The following is an 18,754-nucleotide window of genomic DNA, read 5'->3' on the forward strand; positions in this document are numbered from 1 at the left end:
CACCGGCCGAGGATCCGCCCCCGCGGGGCCGGGCGCCCCCGGCGGTTCCAGCCTAGCGACTCGGCGCCCGAGGCCGACCGTGGGCGGCGCCCCGGGACGGGATCAGCCCCCGTTCCGCGCTGTGGCGTACGCGCGGGCGGCCCCGCGCAGGGCCCGCTCGGCGTCGAGTCCGCGGGCGGAGGCGGAGCGCACGAGAGCGAACAGCGCCTCGCCCAGCTCCACCTCGGTGCGCGGGCCGCCCTGCTCCTCCGCGGCGGGGCCCGCGGGCTCGAGGTCGTGCTTGCGGGCCCGCGCCAGGGTCTTCTCCGTGAGGGCCAGGGCCGGCAGGTGCGGCGGAATGCCGTCGAAGGGCCCGGTCCGCTCGGGCTTCTCGGCCCGCTTGAGGTCCTCCCAGCGGGAGTGCAGCTGCTCGAGGGTCTGCTCCCCCGCGACGTCCCCGGTGGCCCCGGCGCCGAAGACGTGCGGGTGGCGGCGGACCAGCTTGGCGGTGATCGCCTCGAGCACGTCCGCCACGTCGAAGCCGCCCTCGGCGCGCGGGCGCTCCTGGGCGACCCGGGCGTGGAAGACCACCTGCAGCAGTACGTCCCCGAGCTCCTCGACGAGCAGCCCGGCGTGCGCCGCCGGACCGCCCTCGGCCTCGACCGCCTCGACCACCTCATAGGCCTCCTCGACGAGGTAGCGCACGAGGGACTCGTGGGTCTGCTGCCCGTCCCAGGCGCACCCGCCCGGCGAGCGCAGCCGGTCCATGACCGCCACGAGCTCGGCGAAGCGCTGCCCGGTCCGCTCGGGGACGCCGAGTCCCGCCGCGACGTCGTCGGTGCCGTGCCCCTGGCTCATGCGTGCATCCCCTCGAAGCCGTCGGTGATCATCCCGTTCAGGGCGCTGCGGTCCTCGAGCGGGAGGAAGGCGGCGGCCGCGGCGTTGCGCTGCAGCCGCTCCAGGTCCTCGAGCCCGTAGCCGAAGTGCGTCACGAGGAGGGACAGCTCGTCCGTGACCGTGGTCCCGCTCATCAGCCGGTTGTCCGGGGAGATGGTCACCGTGAAACCGGTCCGGTAGAGCATGTCCACCGGGTGCCGCTCGGGTCCGGCGCCGAACGCGGCGACGGCCCCGGTCTGGAGGTTGGACGTGGGGCACACCTCCAGCGCGATGCCCCGGTCCCGGACCCACTCGGCCGTGCGCCCGAGGTCAACGACGGCGACGTCCTCCAAGTGGTCGATGTCGATGTCGTCCGCGATGCGCACCCCGTGGCCCAGGCGCAGGGCGCGGCCCGTGGCCAGCGCGTCCCGGATCGATTCGATGCCCGCGGCCTCCCCCGCGTGCAGGGTGACGGGAACGAGCTCGTCGGCGAGGAGCTCGAGGGCGGCCCGGTGGCGGGCGGGCGGGAAGCCGTCCTCGGGGCCCGCGAGGTCGAAGGCCACCACGCCGCGGTCCCGGTTGTCCACCACGAGGCGGGCGACCTCGAGGGAGCGGTCGGCGTGGCGCATGGCGCAGAGGATCTGGGTGACGGACACGATGTGGCCGGCATCCTCCGCGGCGAGCACCCCCTCCGAGATCCCCAGCCGGACGGCCTCGACGGCCTCCGCCATCGACAGGCCGCCTGCGGTGTGCTGCTCCGGGGCCCAGCGCACCTCGGCGTGGACCACCCCGTCCGCTACGAGGTCCTCGACGTACTCCCGGGCGCAGCGCACGAGCGCCTCCGGGGTCTGCATCACCGCGACCGTGTGCTCGAAGGTCGCGAGGTAGCGCAGCAGCGAGCCGGAGTCGGCGCTCTCCCGCACCCACCGGCCCAGCGCCTCGGGGTCCTCGGCCGGGAGCCGGTGCCCGGCTGCGGCGGCCAGCTCCACCACCGTGGCCGGGCGCAGGGCGCCGTCGAGGTGGTCGTGCAGGCACACCTTGGGCAGGTCGCGCAGGACCCGGTCCGGCACGCGGCCCGGGTGCCGTTCGGCGGAGATCAGCATCACGGTCGGGACGGCCCCTGTCTCGGTCGGTCTCAGTAGTTCCAGTCCTGCAGGGCCTCGTTCATGTGCTGCGGGATGTGCGCCCCGGTGCGGGGGTACATGCGCAGCTCCTCGAGGTAGTTCTGCGCGGGCAGCCGGTCCTCGTAGCGCACGAAGGCCTCCTCGTCCGCGTAGTCGAAGGACACCTCCGGGGGGATGCCCGGGCGGAAGCGGAACATCATGGCCAGCGGGGCGCCGTTGCCCTCCACGTAGGACTCGTCCTTGAGCTCCTGCACGTGCAGCAGCTCCTCGGGGACGAGGTCGAAGGTGCGGCGCTGGTCCCAGAAGCCGTTCTTGCGCACGTGGGTGAGGGCGTCGTAGTAGGTGCCCAGGGCTCGCACCCGCACGAGGACGGTGGAGACGTCCATCGCCGTGCCGTCCTCGCCGAAGAGGCGCCGCTGCGCGTCCGCGAGCCGGCGCAGGACGTCGACCTCCTTGAGCACGAGATTGCCCTCGGCCAGCTGGTCCTGGGAAGGCCGGGCCGGGATCCCCGCCGGCGCCCGGTAGGACGGGGAGACGTCGGTGGAGACCGCGGTCTCCGGGGCGGAGGAGCCGTGGTCGTCCACCGCGGCGGTGCCGGCGGCGGCCGCGGCGGCCGTCGCGGCCGCCGCCCCGGTGGGCGCGGCCGGTTCGACGTCCTCGTGCCACTCCTCGTGGTCGACGTGGTCGGGGACGTCGTGGTGGGGAACGCGCTGCTCGTCGTCCTCCCGGCCGGCCGCGGGGACCTCCGTGGCGGGGGCGGGCCCCGCTCCGGAGGTCGGTTCGGCGGTCCGCTCGGCCGCCGGCACCACGACGGGCTCGGAGGCCGGCTCGGACGTCGAGTCGCCGGTCGGCTCGGAGACGGGGACGGCGGCGCCGGCCGCGGAGGACCCGGTTCCGCCGGCAGCGGCCACGAGGCCGTCACCGGTCGGACGCTCCGCGGCCGGCGACGCCGGCCCGGACGCGGCGCCGGCCCCGGCCGGGGACCGCTCGTCGGTGGCGCGCGGGCCGCCGGGCTGCGCCTCAGCAGCGGAGTGCGGCTGCGCGGACTGCGTACCGGCGGAGGGCTGCCCGCCGCCGGTCGGGGCGGCGCCCGGCGTGGGCCGGCCGGACCGCCAGGTGCGGACGTCCTCGGTGCCGTCGGCGAACCCGAAGGTCGTCACCACGGACCGGACCCCGTCCTGCCCCGGTCCCACCTCGATGCGGGCGTTCTGCCACGCGCCGCGCGGCGAGGACATGGCCTCGCTGTAGAGGTCGGCCACCGGGTCGAAGAGCGGCGAGTCCTGGTCCACGGTGCCGGACTCGACGGACGGTTCGGCGTCGCCCACGGACTGCTGGGTCTGGTGGGTCATGGTGTTGCCGCGCTGGACGAGCGTGATCACGGCGCGCTCGGCCCCCCGGGACGTCAGCCGGTCCACGAGGTAGGGCAGCGGGCCGCGGTCGGGCAGCGGCCGGATATCCCCCGTGCCGGGCTCGTCGGTCCCGCGTCCGTCGAGGCCCCGGGGACCGGATTCCTGGCCACCGGAGTCCTGGTTGCCCGAGTCCTGGTTCCGGGGGTCCTGGTTGCCCGAGTCCTGGCCACCGGAGTCCTGGTTCCGGGGGTCCTGGTTGCCGGAGTCCCGGCCGCCCGTGTCCCTGGCACCGGTGTCGCGCCCGTCGGCGCCGGCCGTCGGACCGGTCGGCTGCTCCGGCCCTCCGGTCTCGCGGCGCGGTGTGCTGTCCTCGGTGTTCTTCCGGAAAATGCCTCGCAGACCCAACTGGACCCACCCTTCCGAGCGTGCGCGCACGCCCTCGGTTCTCGTTTCGCGCTGGTTCTCTCCGCAGTATAGGCGGGCCCCGGACCCGCTCCCGGTGCCCGGCGCTCAGCCGCCGGCGCTCACCGCACGGTCTCCAGGACCACGGCCCGGTCCGGGCGGGACGCCGGCGCCTCCGGGGCGACCACGGCGGCGCCCTCGAGGGCCTCCCGGGCCCGCGCGAAGCGCTCGGGGGTGTCCGTGAGCAGGGTCAACAGGGGCTGCCCGGCCCGGACGGTGTCCCCGGGCTTGGCGTGGAGCAGCACGCCGGCGCCGGCCTGGACCGGGTCCTCGCGCCGGGCGCGGCCCGCCCCGAGGCGCCACGAGGCCACCCCGACCTTGTAGGCGTCGAGCTCGGCGAGCACGCCGTCGGCCTCGGCCACCACGGTCTCGGACTCCCGGGCCCTCGGCAGCGGGGCGTCGGGGTCGCCGCCCTGGCCGGAGATCATGGCCCGCCAGACGTCCATCGCCCGGCCGTCCCCCAGCGCCTCCGCCGGGTCGGCGTCGGGCATCCCGGACGCGGCGAGCATCTCCGCGGCGAGCGCGACGGTGAGCTCCACGACGTCGGCCGGGCCGCCGCCGGCGAGCACGTCGACGGACTCCTGGACCTCCACGGCGTTGCCGACCGCCAGCCCCAGGGGCGTGGACATGTCGGTGAGCAGCGCGGTGGTCGTCACGCCGGCGTCCGTGCCGAGGTCCACCATGGTGCGGGCCAGCTCACGGGCGGACGCGAGGTCCTTCATGAACGCGCCGGAGCCGACCTTGACGTCGAGCACGAGGGACTGGGTGCCCTCCGCGATCTTCTTGGACATGATCGAGGACGCGATGAGCGGGATCGACTCGACCGTCCCGGTGACGTCCCGCAGGGCGTAGAGGAGCTTGTCGGCCGGTGCCAGCCCGGAGCCCGCCGCGCAGATCACCGCGCCCACGTCCCGCAGCTGGGCCAGCATCTCCTCGTTGGACAGGGCGGCCCGCCAGCCCGGGATCGACTCGAGCTTGTCCAGGGTGCCGCCGGTGTGGCCGAGGCCGCGCCCCGACAGCTGCGGGACGGCCACGCCGTAGACGGCCACGAGCGGGGCGAGCGGCAGGGTGATCTTGTCCCCCACCCCGCCGGTCGAGTGCTTGTCCGCGGTGGCCGAGCGCGCCCCGGTGCGCACGAGCGCGGAGAAGTCCATCCGCTCGCCCGAGGCGATCATCGACCGCGTCCAGGACGCGATCTCCTCCCGGTCCATGCCCCGAAGGAAGATCGCCATGGCCAGGGCGCTCATCTGCTCCTCGGCCACGACCCCGCGGGTGTAGGCGTCGAGGACCCATGCGATCTGCGCGGGCGACAGCGCACCGCCGTCGCGCTTGGTCCGGATGACGTCGACGGCGTCGAACTGCTCGGTCATGAGGGGTCCTTTCGGGGGCTAGAGGTTCTCGGGGCCGAAGGCGTCGGGCAGCACCTCGGCCATGGTGCGCACCCCGGAGACGGTGAGCAGCCGCAGGCCGGGCGCGCGGTGCTCGTGCAGCAGCTGCCGGCACCGCCCGCAGGGCATGAGCACGTCGCCGTGCCCGTCGACGCACACGAACGCGACGAGCCGCCCGCCGCCGCACATGTGCAGCGCGGAGACGAGGGTGCACTCGGCGCACAGGGTCAGCCCGTAGGAGGCGTTCTCCACGTTGCACCCGGAGACCACCCGCCCGTCCTCGGTGAGGGCGGCCGCACCCACGGGATAGTGCGAGTACGGGACGTAGGCGTGCTCTCGGGCGGCCACGGCGGCCTCCCGCAGCCGGTCCCAGTCGACCCGGGTCCGGTCGTCGCCGGCCGTCCCGCCGCCGGGGTGCTGGGTCTCGCTCACAGGGCGCTCACTCCTTGGTGTAGGGCTTGCCGATGGCCGCGGGGCCGCGGGAGACGCCCACGAGCCCGGCCACTGCCAGGATCGTGACCACGTACGGCAGCATGGCCAGGAACTGGCTGGGCACAGGCGTGCCCAGGAAGGACAGGATCGACTGCAGGTTGGACGCGAAGCCGAACAGCAGGGACGCGAGCAGCGCCCCGATCGGGTTCCACCGGCCGAAGATCAGGGCGGCCAGCGCGATGTAGCCGGCTCCGGAGGTCATGTCCCGGGTGAACGCGGAGACCGAGACCAGCGTGTAGAAGGCGCCGCCGAGACCGGCGACCATCCCGCCCAGCAGCACGTTGCGGAAGCGCAGGGCGTTGACCTTCACGCCGAGGGTGTCGGCGGCCTTGGGGTGCTCCCCCGCGGACCGGGTGCGCAGCCCCCAGCGGGTCCGGTAGAGCGCGAACCACACGAGCGCCACCGCGGCGTACATCAGGTAGCCGATCACGGACTGGTCGAACACGATCGGCCCGACCAGGGGGATCTCCGAGAGCACCGGCACGGCGAAGCGCGGCAGCCGCGGCGGGGAGTTGAACACGCCCGGGCTCGCCTCCAGCACCGTGGCGAAGAGGAAGCCGGTCAGCCCGGACACGAGCACGTTGAGCACCACCCCCACGATCACCTGGTTGACCCGGTAGGTGATCGAGAAGACCGCCAGGACGAGCGAGACGAGCCCGGCCCCCAGGACGGCGGCGAGCAGGCCCACCCAGGCGCTGCCGGAGAGCGAGCCGGCCACCGCGGCGGAGAACGCGCCGAACAGCAGCTGGCCCTCGATCGCGATGTTGATGACGCCCGAGCGCTCGCACAGGAGGCCGCCCAGGGAGCCGAAGATCAGCGGGATGGCCAGCGCCACGGACCCGGCCAGCAGCCCGGACAGGGACACGTCCGGGCTGCGGGCGCTGCCCACGACCCACACGAGGAATCCGCTGACGAAGAAGAAGCCGAACACGAGCACCGCCCACCGGGGCAGGTGCGCCCCGGCCCGGGCGCGCAGGAACGCGAGGACCGTCAGCCCCGCGAGCACGGCGACGGTGAGCCAGCCCCACAGGACGCCGTGCACCACGAGGTCCGGCACGCGGAAGAGGTCCCCGGCCTCCGCGACGCGGAAGCTCACCGTGTTGTCCGGGGCGTTCAGCCCGAACAGCAGGAGCGCCACGAGGCTCAGGAGTGCCAGGACCACCGGGGTGCGCCAGCTCGTGACGCCCACGACCTCGTTGGCGGCGGTCGTGGACAGCTCGGCCCCGGCCGGCGGAGGCAGGGTGGCCGAGGCGGTCCCGCCGGCGTTGCCGGCGGCCGTGCTGCCGGTCGAGCCGCCGGACGCCCAGGGCGCCTGCTCGGGACGCGGTTCCGGTTGCTGCGAGCTCATGCCCGGCCTCCCTCGGTGGCGGTGGTGGCGCCCCGGCCGCGGCGGGAGCGGACCCGGTCCTGCCCGGTCCGCACCAGCGGCGGCAGGGCGATGAACAGGACGATGAGGGACTGCACGACCAGGACGATGTCGATGTTCGTGCCGGTCATCGACTGCATGGTGACGCCTCCCGCGCGGAAGCCGCCGTAGAGCAGGCCCGCGAAGAACGTGCCCCACGGCTTCGACCGGCCGAGGAGGGCCACCGTGATCGCGTCGAAGCCGAAGGACGCGGCGACGCCCGTGGTCAGCGCGCGCTCGGTGCCGGAGATCTGGGCCACGCCCGCAAGACCCGCGAGCGCGCCCGCGAGGACCATGACGACGACGAAGCCGCGCGTGACGGAGATGCCGGCCGTCCGGGCCGCGCGCGGGTTGGCGCCCACGGCCCGCAGCTCGAAGCCGATCGTGGAGCGCTTGAGCAGCCACGCGACGAACACCGTGGCGAGGATCGCGAGCACGAAGCCCCAGTGCAGCCGGAACTGCTCGCCCAGCAGCTTGGGGAACATCGCGGTCTCCGCGACCTGCGGGCTGACGGGGTTGGAGGAGCCCGGGCGCAGGAACGCCGGGCGGGTGAGCAGCCAGGCGACGAGGTTGAGCGCGATGTAGTTGAGCATGATCGTCAGGATCACCTCGTGGGCGCCGGTGCGGGCCTTGAGCACGCCGACGATCGCGCCCCACAGCGCGCCGCCGGCGGCGCCGGCGAGGACCACGGCGAGCAGGTGCACGCCCACCGGCAGCTGCCAGGCGAAGCCGACCCAGGCGGCGAGCGCCGCGCCGATCAGCAGCTGCCCCTGGGCCCCGATGTTGAACAGACCGGCCTGGAAGGCCACCGCCACGCCGAGACCCGCCAGCACCAGCGGCGTGGCCACGGTCAGGGTCTCCGCGAGCGGGTAGACCCGCTGCGCGAGCGTGGTGCCGTTCGGGTTGTAGACGGCGCCGTAGAACATCGCCTCGTAGGCGGAGGACGCGGCGGCCCACATGGCCGCGAGCGTGTCCCCGGGGCGGGCGAGGAAGTAGCTCGCGGCGTCGGCCACCCGGTCGTCGGTCAGGGCGATGAGCAGCCCGCCCAGGACCAGGGCGGCGACGATCGCGAGCACGGACTGCACCGCCGAGCCCGTCCAGTCGCGCCGGGGGGCCCCGGGCGCGACGGCCGTGGGCGGCGGCGCCTTCTGCTGGTCGGCGACCGCGGGGGCCGGTCCGGTGGCACTCATGCCTGCTCCTTCGGGTGCTGCGCCGTGGCCTGCGGGGCGTCGGACTGCGGGGGGACGGCGTGCTCGGGGCCGGCGTGCTCGGGGCCGGTCCGCTGGTCGCCGGCCGGCCGGACGCCGGCCGCGCGGAGCTCCTCCGCGGTGGCCCCGGCCATCATCTGCCCCAGGACGTCGCGCGGGGTGTCGGGGCCCACGATCCCCATAATCCGGCCGTGGAAGAACACGGCGATCCGGTCGGCCAGCGCGTACACCTCGTCGAGCTCGGTCGAGACGATGAGGACGGGCACGCCCTTGTCCCGCTCGGCGACGATCTGCTCGTGGATGAACTCGACCGAGCCGACGTCCACGCCGCGGGTGGGCTGGGAGGCGAGGAACAGCGCGAGGGGCCGGGAGAGCTCCCGGGCGATGACGACCTTCTGCTGGTTGCCGCCGGAGAGGGTCTGCACGGGGGCGTCCACGGACGGGGTGCGGACGTCGAACTCCTCGACGGCGCGGCGGGCGTTGGCCTGGACCTCGCCCAGCCGCAGGGACGGCCCGCGGGAGAAGCGGTCGTCGCCGTAGAGGTCCAGCACGAGGTTCTCGGCGACGGTGAACGGGCCCACGAGCCCGTCCGTGGAGCGGTCCTCCGGGACGAAGCCCACACCGGCCTCGAGGACCTGGCGCACGGACTTCCCGAGCAGCTCCGTGCCGCCCAGCCGGATCGAGCCGATGGCCCGCTCCCGCAGGCCCAGGATCGCCTCGGCCAGCTCCGTCTGGCCGTTGCCCTGCACACCGGCCACCGCGAGGATCTCCCCGCGGGCCACGTCGAAGCCGACGTCGTCGAGCAGCTTCACGCCGTTGTCCGAGACCACGGTGAGCCCGGAGACCTGCAGGGCCCGCTCCCCCGCCTCGGCCTCGTCCTTGGCGACGGTCAGGGACACCTCCCGGCCCACCATGAGTGCCGCGAGCTCGGAGGTCGAGGCCTCCGGGGACGTCTGCCCCACCACCCGGCCGCGGCGGATCACCGTGATGACGTCGGAGATCGCCTTGACCTCGCGCAGCTTGTGGGAGATGAACAGGATGGACTTCCCGGAGCCGCGCAGCTGGCGCATGATCTCGAGCAGCTCGTCGGTCTCCCGCGGTGTGAGCACCGCGGTGGGCTCGTCGAGGATGAGCACCTGCGCCTCCCGCACCAGGGCCTTGATGATCTCGACGCGCTGCTGGACGCCCACGGGCAGGTCTTCGACCACGGCGTCCGGGTCCACGTGGAATCCGTAGCGCTGCGAGATCTCCCGGATCCGGCGGCGGGTGGTCTCGAGGTCGAGGACACCGCCGCGGGTGCTCTCCGCGCCGAGGGCGACGTTCTCCGCGACGGTGAAGACCGGCACGAGCATGAAGTGCTGGTGCACCATGCCGATCCCCGCGGCCATGGCGTCCCCGGGGCCCCGGAAGGAGACCTCGGCGCCGTCCACGAGGATGCGCCCCTCCGTCGGCCGGTACAGGCCGTAGAGGACGTTCATCAGGGTGGACTTGCCGGCCCCGTTCTCGCCGAGGAGGCAGTGGATCTGCCCGGGCTCCACGACGAGGTCGACGTCCTCGTTGGCCGCGAAGGAGCCGAACCGCTTGGTGATGGCCTGCAGTTCCAGCTTCATGGTGGGGTGGTCCTCCTCCTGGGCCGTCCGCCGGCCCCGGGCGGGCACGCCACCACCGCCGGCTGCGGCCGGGGCCTCCGCTGGCGGCGGCGGGTGCGGTGTCGGTGTCTCCGGGGTCAGGCCTGCGGCGAGTTCTCGGACTCGACGGTGACCGTGCCGTCGATGATGTCCTGGCGCAGCTGCGCGACCTCACCCGCGAGCTCCTCGCCCACGGCCTCCTCCTGGTCGTGGAACGGGGCGATGCCCACGCCGTCGTTCTCGAGGGTGCCGACGTAGGGCTCGTTGCTGAACTCGCCCTCGGCGGCCGCCTGGACGACGTCCCGCACGGAGGTGCTCATCTGCTTGAGCACGGAGGTGAGCTGGTACTCCTGGCCCTGGTCGAGGGTCTCGTAGCCGTCGGCGTCGACCCACACGAAGCGGACCTCGTCGTCGCCGCCGCCGTTGGCCTCCACCACGGCGTCGAGGGTGCCGAGGGCCGCCTGCCCGGCCACGGGCAGGATGATGTCCGCGCCCTCGTTGATGAAGTTCTGCGTGGTGGTCTTCGCGGCGGAGGTGTCCGTGAAGCTGTTGACGAAGGTGCCGTCCTGGGAAGCCTTGTCCCAGCCCAGCAGCTGGACGTCCTCGCCCTTGGTCTGGTTGTAGTGGTCGATGCCGTCGGCGAAGCCGTCCATGAACACCGTCACGGTCGGGATGTCCATGCCGCCGTAGGTCGCCACGGTCCCGCTCTGGGTGCTGCCCGCCGCGACGTAGCCGGCGAGGAACGCGGCCTCGGCCGTGTTGTAGACGAGCGGCTTGACGTTGTCGAGCTCGATCGAGGCGTCGTCGACGATCGCGAAGTTCGCATCGGGGTTGGCCTCGGCCACGGACCGGGTGGCGTCGGCGAGGAGGAAGCCCACGGACAGCGTCAGGTCGCACCCGGACTGCACCATGGACGTCAGGTTGGGCTCGAAGTCGGTCTCGGCCTGGGACTCCGCCTGGTTGACCTCGATGCCCATGCTCTCCTGGACGGCCTGCAGGCCCTCGTAGGAGTTCTGGTTGAACGAGCGGTCCTGGAACCCACCGGAGTCGGAGACGATGCAGCCGGTGAAGTCGGTGGCCTGCTCCTGCGCCTCGCCGCCCTCCTCGGGGGCCGCGCCGCAGCCGGCGAGGACGAGGGCGGAGGCGCCGAGCAGCGCGGCGGCGGAGAGCGTGCGGGTTCCTCGGGACGTGCGGGGCGAGAAGGTCATGGTTCCTCCAGGAGACGGGCGCGGCCGGGCCGTCGGCCCGGTCACGCGGGAGCGCGACGTGGTGCCACTCTACCCACGGGTAGTCGTGGCGGGACGGAGGGCGGCGTTAATTCGTGGTGACGTCCGGCCGTGTCTGCCGGGAGTGCAGCCGGATGGCGCGCAGGGCCGTGTTGCCCATGACCTGGATGCCGCAGCCGATCGCCGCCTCGTCCGCCACGTAGTCCGACTGGTGCAGGTCGTAGCTGTGCCCGCCCCGCGTGCGCGTGCCCAGCCGCATCATCGCTCCCGGGACCTCCTGGAGGAACCACGCGAAGTCCTCCCCGCCCATCGACTGGTGCACCAGCACCACCGCGTCCTCGCCGAGCTCGGCGCGGGCGGCGTTCTCGATCAGGGTGGTCTCGACCTCCCCGTTGACCACGGGAGGGACGCCGCGGATGTGCTCCAGCGCCACGTCCACCCCGTAGGGCGCCGCCACCTGGTGCACGACCTCGTCGAGCAGCTTGCCCGCCCGGTGCCAGGCGTCGGCGTCGAGGCAGCGCATGGTCCCGGACATGAACCCGGTGGCGGGGATGGCGTTGGGCGCCACGCCGGCGTGCAGCTGCCCCCACACCACGGCCACGCCGGAGCGGACGTCGATCCGCCGCGAGAGCACGGCCGGGACGTTGACGGCGATCTGCGCCATCGCGTAGACGAGGTCCTGCGTGAGGTGCGGACGGGAGGTGTGCCCGCCCCGGCCGGTGAACTCGATGCGCACGGTGTCGGAGGCGGACGTGATCGCGCCGATCCGCGTGCCCACCTGGCCGACGTCGACCTTGGGCTCGCAGTGCAGGGCGAACATCCGGGGCACGCCCTCGAGGACGCCCTGGCGCAGCACGGTCAGGGCGCCGCCGGGCAGCTGCTCTTCGGCCGGCTGGAAGACGATCCGCACGGTCCCGGCGATGTGGGCGGTGCGGTGCAGGTCGGCGAGCACCTTGGCCACGCCCACCATCACCGTGGCGTGGATGTCGTGCCCGCAGGAGTGCGCCACGCCGTCGTTGACGGAGGAGAACTCCAGGCCCGTGGCCTCCTGGATCGGCAGCGCGTCGATGTCCGCCCGCAGGCCCACGGCGATCGGACCGTGCCCGATGTCCACGTAGCACCCGGTGTCCGAGAGCCGCACCGGGGCGAGGCCCATGTTCTCCAGGGCGCCCACGATCCGGTCCGTGGTGCGGAACTCCTGGTAGGACAGCTCCGGGTGGCGGTGCAGGTCCCGCCGGAAGGCGACCAGGTCGGGGAGGTAGCGCTTGAGCAGGGGGCCGATGGCCGGCGGGAGGCCGGCCTCCAGGGCCGCGGCAGTGGATGGCGCGTCAGGCATCTGTCCAGCCTACTCCCGGGCGCGCCCGGCCCCGGACGCTCACAGGACGTCCGTGTTGCCGCTCTGCTTGAGCGAGGCCACCGCGTCCTTGACGCGCTGGGCGTGCTCCCGGGTGGTCACCAGCAGCGCGTCGGGGGTGTCGACGACGACGATGTCCTCGACGCCGATCAGCGCGATCAGCCGGCCGGTGTCCGAGACGACGATGCCGCTGGAGCTGTCGGAGAGCACCCGGCTGTTGTCGCCGAGGACCGTGACGTCGGGGTCGGTCTGGGGATCGACGTGGTTGAGCCGCCGGATCGCGGCGAAGTCCCCGACGTCGTCCCAGGTGAAGCTCGCCGGGACCATGGCCACGTCCCCGGCGGCCGCCGCGGGCTCGGCCACGGCGTAGTCGATCGCGATCTTGGGCAGGCCGGGCCAGACCCGGTCCACCACCTCGTCCTGGGCGGGGGTGCCCCAGGCGTCGGCGATCTCGGTGAGCCCCGCGTGCAGCTGCGGCTGGCTCGCGGCGAGGTGGCGCAGCATCAGGGACGCGGGGGCCACGAACATCCCGGCGTTCCACGTGTAGTTGCCCCCGGCCACGTAGTGGCGGGCGGTGTCCTCGTCGGGCTTCTCGACGAACTCCTCGACCTGCAGGGCGTGGGGGGCGTCCTCCAGCCCGAGCTGGGCGCCGGCCCGGATGTAGCCGAAGCCGGTGGCCGGGGAGCTCGGCGGGATGCCGATCGTCACGATCCGCCCCGACGCCGCCGCGGCCACGGCCTCCCGCACGACGTCCTGGAAGGCCTCGGCGGGCTCGATCACGTGGTCGGCCGCGAAGGACCCGACGATCGCCTCGGGGTCGCGGCGCTGGACGAGCATGCAGGCCAGGCCGATGGCCGCCGCCGAGTCCTTCGGGGACGGCTCGAGCACCAGGTCCGCGGCGGAGAGCTCCGGGAGCTGCCGGCAGACCGCGGCGGCGTGCGTGCGCCCGGTCACGACCATGACCGGGCCCTCGCTCAGACCCGCGAGCCGTTCGTACGTGGCGCGCAGCAGCGACGAGCCGGAACCGGTCAGGTCGAGCAGGAACTTGGGGGCGTCGGCCCGGGAGAGGGGCCACAGCCGGGAGCCGACCCCTCCGGCAGGGATGAAGGGGTGAAAGTGCGCGAGTGGGGAGATCACGGACAACACCATACGACCTCGTCCGGGAACGCCCGGGAAACGACGTCCGCCCGCGGCGGAAAGCGTGCGCCGGTGCGGGACAGCCTGTCAGTAAACACCGGCCGTGCTGGTATCGTGGGAGGGAACTCGCGCATCATCCGACACAGAGCCGGAGGGCTCCGCTCACGTCGTGCGCAGTGCGAATTCCCGGTATTTCAAGAGCGCACGACGGCGAGCGACTCAGGGAGGTTTTTCAGTGGCGAAGACATCCAAGGGCACCCTGTACCGCGGCCAGGCTCATGGCCAGTGGTCCTGGGTGGCCCACCGCATCACCGGCGTGGCCATCTTCTTCTTTCTTCTGGTCCACGTCCTGGACACGGCGCTCGTGCGGGTCTCGCCCGAGGCCTACAACGCGGTCATGGCGACCTACAAGAACCCGGTCATGGGCCTCGGCGAGGCCGGCCTCGTGGCGGCCATCGTCTACCACGCGTTCAACGGCCTGCGCATCATCATGGTCGACTTCTGGTCCAGCGGCACCAAGTACCAGAAGCAGATGCTCTGGGGCGTCCTGATCCTCTGGGTCGCCGTCATGATCCCGTTCCTCATCCGTCACCTGTCCCACGTCTTCGGGGGTTAATCACAATGAGCACTCCGCTCAAGGCAAGCATCTCGGTCCCCCGGAGCAAGGACCTCGAGGTCAACGGCATCAAGTACAACCGCTCCTCGTCCCGCCGCAACAACTTCGAGATGTTCGCGTGGCTGTTCATGCGCCTGTCCGGCGTGATCCTGCTGGTGCTCGTCTTCGTCCACCTCTGGGTCAACCTCGTGGGCCCGGAGGGCGGCGTGAACGCGGTCGACTTCGCGTTCGTGGCCGGCAAGTGGGCCAGCCCGTTCTGGCAGGTCTTCGACATGCTCCTGCTGTGGCTCGCGATGCTGCACGGGACCAACGGCCTGCGCGTGATCATCGACGACTACGCGGAGCGGGACCGGACCCGGTTCTGGCTCAAGGTCTTCCTCTTCACCACGTCCGCCTTCGTGATCCTGCTCGGTACCCTCGTCATCTTCACCTTCGAGCCCTGCCCCGCCGGCGCGGACCCCGCGCTGCTCGCCGGCTTCTGCACCGCGGGCTGAGCCCCGGCGGAGGCGGCCCGCCCCGCGGCGGGCCGCCTCCGCGGTCCGGTCACAGGCGACCGGGCCCCGCACATCTCCCGAACTCCCAACAGAAAGAACAACCGGTATGCAGGTTCACAAGTACGACGTGGTCATCATCGGCGCCGGTGGTGCCGGTATGCGCGCCGCCATCGAGGCCGGTCAGCGCTCCCGCACTGCCGTACTGACCAAGCTGTACCCCACGCGTTCCCACACCGGCGCGGCGCAGGGCGGCATGTGCGCGGCCCTCGCCAACGTCGAGGAGGACAACTGGGAGTGGCACACGTTCGACACCATCAAGGGCGGTGACTACCTCGTCGACCAGGACGCCGCCGAGGTGATGGCCAAGGAGGCCATCGACGCCGTGCTCGACCTCGAGAAGATGGGCCTGCCGTTCAACCGCACCCCCGAGGGCAAGATCGACCAGCGCCGCTTCGGCGGCCACACCCGGGACCACGGCAAGGCCCCCGTGCGCCGCGCGTGCTACGCCGCGGACCGCACCGGCCACATGATCCTCCAGACGCTGTACCAGAACTGCATCAAGCACAACGTGGAGTTCTTCAACGAGTACTACGTCCTGGACCTGATCATGACCGAGGTCGACGGTCAGCGACGCGTCGCCGGCGCCGTCTCCTACGACCTCGCCTCCGGGGAGCTGCACGTCTTCCAGGCCAAGTCCGTGGTCTTCGCCTCCGGCGGAGCGGGCAAGGTCTACAAGACGACCTCCAACGCCCACACGCTCACCGGCGACGGCATGGCGATCGCGTTCCGCAACGGCCTGCCCCTCGAGGACATGGAGTTCATCCAGTTCCACCCGACCGGCCTGGCCGGACTGGGCATCCTCGTCTCCGAGGCGGCCCGCGGCGAGGGCGGGATCCTGCGCAACGCCGACGGCGAGCGGTTCATGGAGCGCTACGCCCCGACCATCAAGGACCTCGCCCCCCGCGACATCGTGGCCCGCTCCATGGCCAACGAGGTGCGCGAGGGCCGAGGCGCCGGGCCGAACAAGGACTACGTCCTGCTCGACCTCACCCACCTCGAACCGGCGCACATCGACGCGAAGCTGCCCGACATCACGGAGTTCGCCCGCACGTACCTGGGCGTGGAGCCCTACACCGAGCCCGTCCCGGTGTTCCCGACCTGCCACTACGCGATGGGCGGCATCCCGACCAACATCAAGGCCGAGGTGCTCCAGGACAACGAGACGGTGGTCCCCGGCCTGTACGCCGCGGGCGAGGTCGCCTGCGTGTCCGTGCACGGCTCCAACCGCCTGGGCACCAACTCGCTGCTGGACATCAACGTGTTCGGCAAGCGCGCCGGCATCTACGCCGCCGAGTACGCGCAGCAGGCGGAGTTCGTGCCCGTCCCGGACACCGCCCTGGACAGCACCGTGGCGCTGCTCGACAACGCCCGCAACGGCACGGGCACCGAGAAGGTCGCCGCGATCCGCAAGGACCTGCAGGACACCATGGACCTCAACGTCCAGGTGTTCCGCACCGCCGAGACCCTCCAGGCGGCACTGGACGACATCGCAGCCCTCGAGGCCCGGTACGCGAACATCTCCATCCAGGACAAGGGCAAGCGCTTCAACCTGGACCTGCTCGAGGCCGTGGAGCTCGGCTTCCTCCTGCAGCTCGCCAAGGTCATGACCGTGGCCGCCCTGCACCGCACCGAGTCCCGCGGCGGGCACTTCCGGGAGGACTTCCCGGAGCGCGACGACGCCAACTTCATGAAGCACTCGATGGTCTACCTCGACCCCTCCTCCCCCACCGCGGGGATCCGGCAGGAGACGAAGCCCGTCATCTTCACCCGCTACGAGCCCATGGAGCGTAAGTACTGATGTCTACCTCACACACTCCCGACCGGCCCGAGGACGGCCGCAACGGCGACCCGCAGGACCGCGCCCCCGAGCACGGCCACGCCCCGGGACACGACCAGGACGAGCGCGCCGGCTACAAGACCGACGCGGACGCCGGGTCGGCCGACGAGCGCGACGAGGCCGAGGCCCCGGCCGTCGATCCTGCCGCCGAGAACGCCGAGGGCGGGGAGCCCGCCTCACAGGTGAAGCTGCCCGAGGAGCAGCAGGGCAACCAGGAGATCCCGACCTTCGACCTCACCCTGCAGATCCGCCGCTACAATCCGGAGGTCTCCGACGAGGTCCGCTGGGACGAGTTCAAGCTCACCATGTACGGCACCGACCGCGTGCTGGACGCCCTGCACAAGGTGAAGTGGGAGATCGACGGCACGCTGGTCTTCCGCCGCTCCTGCGCCCACGGCGTGTGCGGCTCGGACGCCATGCGCATCAACGGCCAGAACCGCCTCGCCTGCAAGGTCCTGCTCAAGGACCTCGACCTGTCCAAGCCCGTGACGGTGGAGCCCATCAAGGGCCTGCCCTGCGAGAAGGACCTCATCGTGGACATGGAGCCGTTCTTCCAGTCCTACCGCGAGATCATGCCGTTCCTGGTGGCCGGCGGCAACGAGCCGACCATGGAGCGATACCAGTCCCAGGAGGACCGGGCGCGCTTCGACGACACCACCAAGTGCATCCTGTGCGCCGCGTGCACGTCGTCCTGCCCCGTCTTCTGGACCGACGGCCAGTACTTCGGTCCCGCGGCGATCGTCAACGCGCACCGGTTCATCTTCGACTCCCGCGACGACGCCGGGGACCTGCGCCTGGAGATCCTCAACGACAAGGAGGGCGTGTGGCGGTGCCGCACGACCTTCAACTGCACCGAGGCGTGCCCGCGCGGCATCCAGGTCACGAAGGCCATCGCGGAGGTCAAGAACGCCATCCTGAGCCGCTCCATGTGAGCGTGCCCCGAGGCCGTCGCGGCCCGTCCCCTGCACGTCAGGGGACGGGCCGCCGTCGTCCCGGGGGGCAGCAGCTCAGCGGCTCCCGTCCAGGGAGGCCATGGGCACCACGGTGATCGCCACGCTCTCGCCGTCGGGGTGCACCCGCCCGCCGCGCTGGTCCGCGTGCACGATCGCCCCGATGGCCGCCGAGAACAGCAGGATCTGGTTGAACAGGTAGAACCACAGGAGGACGCCGACCACCAGGGCCACCGAGAGCAGGTACGGGTTGGTGGTGGCCCCGGCGATCACCGCGCCGCCGATGTAGCGCAGCGCGAAGTTGCCGGTCGCCGCGGAGAGCACCGTGACGGCCAGCGCGCGGCGGGTGATGCGCAGCCCGGCCACGCCCCGCACGAGCTCGAGGGCGAACAGCGCGTCGAGCACGACGACGAGCAGGGTGCTCAGCGCCCACGTCAGCCCGGTGCGCAACCACTCGGGGCCGCTGCCCCAGCCGAGCTCTCCGGCGGCGTCCAGCAGGAAGCCGAGGAAGCCGGAGGCCGCGCCGTTGGCCACGACCGAGAGGGCGAGCAGCACGCCCAGCACGAGCAGGCCCAGCAGGTCGCGCGGCACGGCCGCGATGGGCAGGCCCTTCGCCGGGGGCACCTCGAAGAGCCGGCGGAACGCGAGCCGCACCCCGGAGACCCAGCGCCAGCCGGAGAAGAACAGCACCGCGCCGCCGATCACCGTGGCGAGGGTGAAGGGGCGTGTGTCCTCGAGCAGCTCCAGGGGCACCACTCCCCCGCCGCCGGTGTCGAGCAGACCCGGCACGCGGGCGGTCACGGCCTCCACCACGGCGTCGCGCACGACGGGGTCGTTGCCGAGGAACACGCCGATCACGGAGAAGCCCGTCACCAGCAGGGCGGTGGAGGCGAAGATCAGCACGAAGGACAGCCCCGCCGCCATGAGGGGTCCGCCGTGGAAGAGGTAGTGCAGGACCACCCGGACCGGCTTCCGCCGGTACGTCTCGGCGAGCGCGACCCCGAGCGCCGAGCCGGCCACGCCGAGCGCGCCGGTCCCGCCGGCCCGCCTCTCGCGCAACAGCGCCCGCTGGCGCAGCGCCTCGCGCCGCATGCCGTGCCGGTCGACCGCGCGGGGCGGCAGCTCCGGGGCGGGACCGGTGCGGGGACCGGCTCGGGTGCTCATGGCCG

General features: G+C 72.7%; 16 protein-coding genes. 4 read left to right on the forward strand and 12 right to left on the reverse strand.

All coding sequences use genetic code 11. The annotated features are described in order from the left end of the window. Window positions 1–102: 102 nt before the first annotated feature. The 11 genes from ACFYE1_RS04515 to ACFYE1_RS04565 form a co-directional block, all read right to left on the reverse strand. Complete coding sequence (locus ACFYE1_RS04515) at window positions 103–837, reverse strand: MazG nucleotide pyrophosphohydrolase domain-containing protein (RefSeq protein ID WP_387740403.1); 735 nt, start codon at window positions 835–837, stop codon at window positions 103–105. Continuing rightward, entirely contained in the window at window positions 834–1,958 is a 1,125-nt protein-coding gene (locus ACFYE1_RS04520; RefSeq protein WP_387740653.1) for an adenosine deaminase, read from the reverse strand. The genes ACFYE1_RS04515 and ACFYE1_RS04520 overlap by 4 nt, the downstream gene beginning before the upstream one ends. 32 nt (window positions 1,959–1,990) lie before the next feature. Continuing rightward, on the reverse strand, window positions 1,991–3,763 hold the full coding sequence (locus ACFYE1_RS04525) for a hypothetical protein (RefSeq protein ID WP_387740405.1): 1,773 nt from the start codon (window positions 3,761–3,763) through the stop codon (window positions 1,991–1,993). An 89-nt stretch (window positions 3,764–3,852) separates the two neighbouring features. After that, the gene (locus ACFYE1_RS04530) at window positions 3,853–5,160 is read right to left on the reverse strand and encodes a thymidine phosphorylase (protein ID WP_387740407.1); all 1,308 of its coding nucleotides are present in this window, start codon (window positions 5,158–5,160) and stop codon (window positions 3,853–3,855) included. An 18-nt stretch (window positions 5,161–5,178) separates the two neighbouring features. Next, a complete protein-coding gene (locus tag ACFYE1_RS04535) occupies window positions 5,179–5,610 on the reverse strand; it encodes a cytidine deaminase (RefSeq protein ID WP_387740409.1) in 432 nt (143 codons plus the stop codon). Between the two features lie 7 nt (window positions 5,611–5,617). Next, window positions 5,618–7,018 carry an ABC transporter permease gene (locus ACFYE1_RS04540; RefSeq protein WP_387740412.1) on the reverse strand — a complete coding sequence of 467 codons (1,401 nt, stop codon included), beginning with the start codon at window positions 7,016–7,018 and terminating at the stop codon, window positions 5,618–5,620. After that, complete coding sequence (locus ACFYE1_RS04545) at window positions 7,015–8,265, reverse strand: ABC transporter permease (RefSeq protein WP_387740415.1); 1,251 nt, start codon at window positions 8,263–8,265, stop codon at window positions 7,015–7,017. The genes ACFYE1_RS04540 and ACFYE1_RS04545 overlap by 4 nt, the downstream gene beginning before the upstream one ends. Then, window positions 8,262–9,893 carry an ABC transporter ATP-binding protein gene (locus tag ACFYE1_RS04550; RefSeq protein ID WP_387740417.1) on the reverse strand — a complete coding sequence of 544 codons (1,632 nt, stop codon included), beginning with the start codon at window positions 9,891–9,893 and terminating at the stop codon, window positions 8,262–8,264. The genes ACFYE1_RS04545 and ACFYE1_RS04550 overlap by 4 nt, the downstream gene beginning before the upstream one ends. A gap of 116 nt (window positions 9,894–10,009) precedes the next feature. Then, complete coding sequence (locus tag ACFYE1_RS04555) at window positions 10,010–11,119, reverse strand: BMP family lipoprotein (protein ID WP_387740418.1); 1,110 nt, start codon at window positions 11,117–11,119, stop codon at window positions 10,010–10,012. Between the two features lie 106 nt (window positions 11,120–11,225). Continuing rightward, window positions 11,226–12,473: an amidohydrolase gene (locus ACFYE1_RS04560; RefSeq protein WP_387740420.1), complete on the reverse strand. Its 1,248-nt coding sequence runs from the start codon at window positions 12,471–12,473 to the stop codon at window positions 11,226–11,228. Between the two features lie 39 nt (window positions 12,474–12,512). Beyond that, window positions 12,513–13,640, reverse strand: coding sequence for a mannose-1-phosphate guanylyltransferase (locus tag ACFYE1_RS04565; protein ID WP_387740423.1), 1,128 nt, complete (start codon window positions 13,638–13,640; stop codon window positions 12,513–12,515). A gap of 223 nt (window positions 13,641–13,863) precedes the next feature. Here ACFYE1_RS04565 and sdhC point away from each other — a divergent pair, with 223 nt between their 5' ends. From sdhC to sdhB, 4 genes are all read left to right on the forward strand, one after another. Continuing rightward, the gene (gene sdhC / locus ACFYE1_RS04570; RefSeq protein WP_387740425.1) at window positions 13,864–14,244 is read left to right on the forward strand and encodes a succinate dehydrogenase, cytochrome b556 subunit; all 381 of its coding nucleotides are present in this window, start codon (window positions 13,864–13,866) and stop codon (window positions 14,242–14,244) included. Between the two features lie 5 nt (window positions 14,245–14,249). Beyond that, window positions 14,250–14,738, forward strand: a complete 489-nt coding sequence (locus ACFYE1_RS04575) for a succinate dehydrogenase hydrophobic membrane anchor subunit (RefSeq protein ID WP_387740428.1) — start codon at window positions 14,250–14,252, stop codon at window positions 14,736–14,738. A 106-nt stretch (window positions 14,739–14,844) separates the two neighbouring features. Continuing rightward, window positions 14,845–16,596, forward strand: coding sequence for a succinate dehydrogenase flavoprotein subunit (sdhA, locus tag ACFYE1_RS04580; protein ID WP_387740430.1), 1,752 nt, complete (start codon window positions 14,845–14,847; stop codon window positions 16,594–16,596). Then, window positions 16,596–17,567: a succinate dehydrogenase iron-sulfur subunit gene (gene sdhB / locus ACFYE1_RS04585; protein WP_387740432.1), complete on the forward strand. Its 972-nt coding sequence runs from the start codon at window positions 16,596–16,598 to the stop codon at window positions 17,565–17,567. The genes sdhA and sdhB overlap by 1 nt, the downstream gene beginning before the upstream one ends. 75 nt (window positions 17,568–17,642) lie before the next feature. Here sdhB and ACFYE1_RS04590 read toward each other — a convergent pair whose 3' ends face one another. Continuing rightward, window positions 17,643–18,749 (reverse strand): YihY/virulence factor BrkB family protein, encoded by a 1,107-nt coding sequence (locus ACFYE1_RS04590; RefSeq protein WP_387740434.1) that lies wholly within the window; start codon window positions 18,747–18,749, stop codon window positions 17,643–17,645. Between the last annotated feature and the right edge of the window lie 5 nt (window positions 18,750–18,754).

The organism is Kocuria nitroreducens, assembly GCF_042879195.1.
Classification (GTDB): Bacteria; Actinomycetota; Actinomycetes; order Actinomycetales; family Micrococcaceae; genus Kocuria; species Kocuria nitroreducens.

What these genes read in the sequence shown, in the direction of transcription:
- ACFYE1_RS04520 (WP_387740653.1), bottom strand. Translation starts at nt 1,958, where the DNA reads ATGCTGATCTCCGCCGAACGGCACCCGGGCCGCGTGCCGGACCGGGTC.
- ACFYE1_RS04555 (WP_387740418.1), bottom strand. Translation starts at nt 11,119, where the DNA reads ATGACCTTCTCGCCCCGCACGTCCCGAGGAACCCGCACGCTCTCCGCC.
- ACFYE1_RS04565 (WP_387740423.1), bottom strand. Translation starts at nt 13,640, where the DNA reads ATGGTGTTGTCCGTGATCTCCCCACTCGCGCACTTTCACCCCTTCATC.
- ACFYE1_RS04575 (WP_387740428.1), top strand. Translation starts at nt 14,250, where the DNA reads ATGAGCACTCCGCTCAAGGCAAGCATCTCGGTCCCCCGGAGCAAGGAC.
- ACFYE1_RS04560 (WP_387740420.1), bottom strand. Translation starts at nt 12,473, where the DNA reads ATGCCTGACGCGCCATCCACTGCCGCGGCCCTGGAGGCCGGCCTCCCG.
- ACFYE1_RS04590 (WP_387740434.1), bottom strand. Translation starts at nt 18,749, where the DNA reads ATGAGCACCCGAGCCGGTCCCCGCACCGGTCCCGCCCCGGAGCTGCCG.
- sdhA (WP_387740430.1), top strand. Translation starts at nt 14,845, where the DNA reads ATGCAGGTTCACAAGTACGACGTGGTCATCATCGGCGCCGGTGGTGCC.
- ACFYE1_RS04545 (WP_387740415.1), bottom strand. Translation starts at nt 8,265, where the DNA reads ATGAGTGCCACCGGACCGGCCCCCGCGGTCGCCGACCAGCAGAAGGCG.
- ACFYE1_RS04540 (WP_387740412.1), bottom strand. Translation starts at nt 7,018, where the DNA reads ATGAGCTCGCAGCAACCGGAACCGCGTCCCGAGCAGGCGCCCTGGGCG.
- ACFYE1_RS04515 (WP_387740403.1), bottom strand. Translation starts at nt 837, where the DNA reads ATGAGCCAGGGGCACGGCACCGACGACGTCGCGGCGGGACTCGGCGTC.
- ACFYE1_RS04530 (WP_387740407.1), bottom strand. Translation starts at nt 5,160, where the DNA reads ATGACCGAGCAGTTCGACGCCGTCGACGTCATCCGGACCAAGCGCGAC.
- ACFYE1_RS04550 (WP_387740417.1), bottom strand. Translation starts at nt 9,893, where the DNA reads ATGAAGCTGGAACTGCAGGCCATCACCAAGCGGTTCGGCTCCTTCGCG.
- sdhB (WP_387740432.1), top strand. Translation starts at nt 16,596, where the DNA reads ATGTCTACCTCACACACTCCCGACCGGCCCGAGGACGGCCGCAACGGC.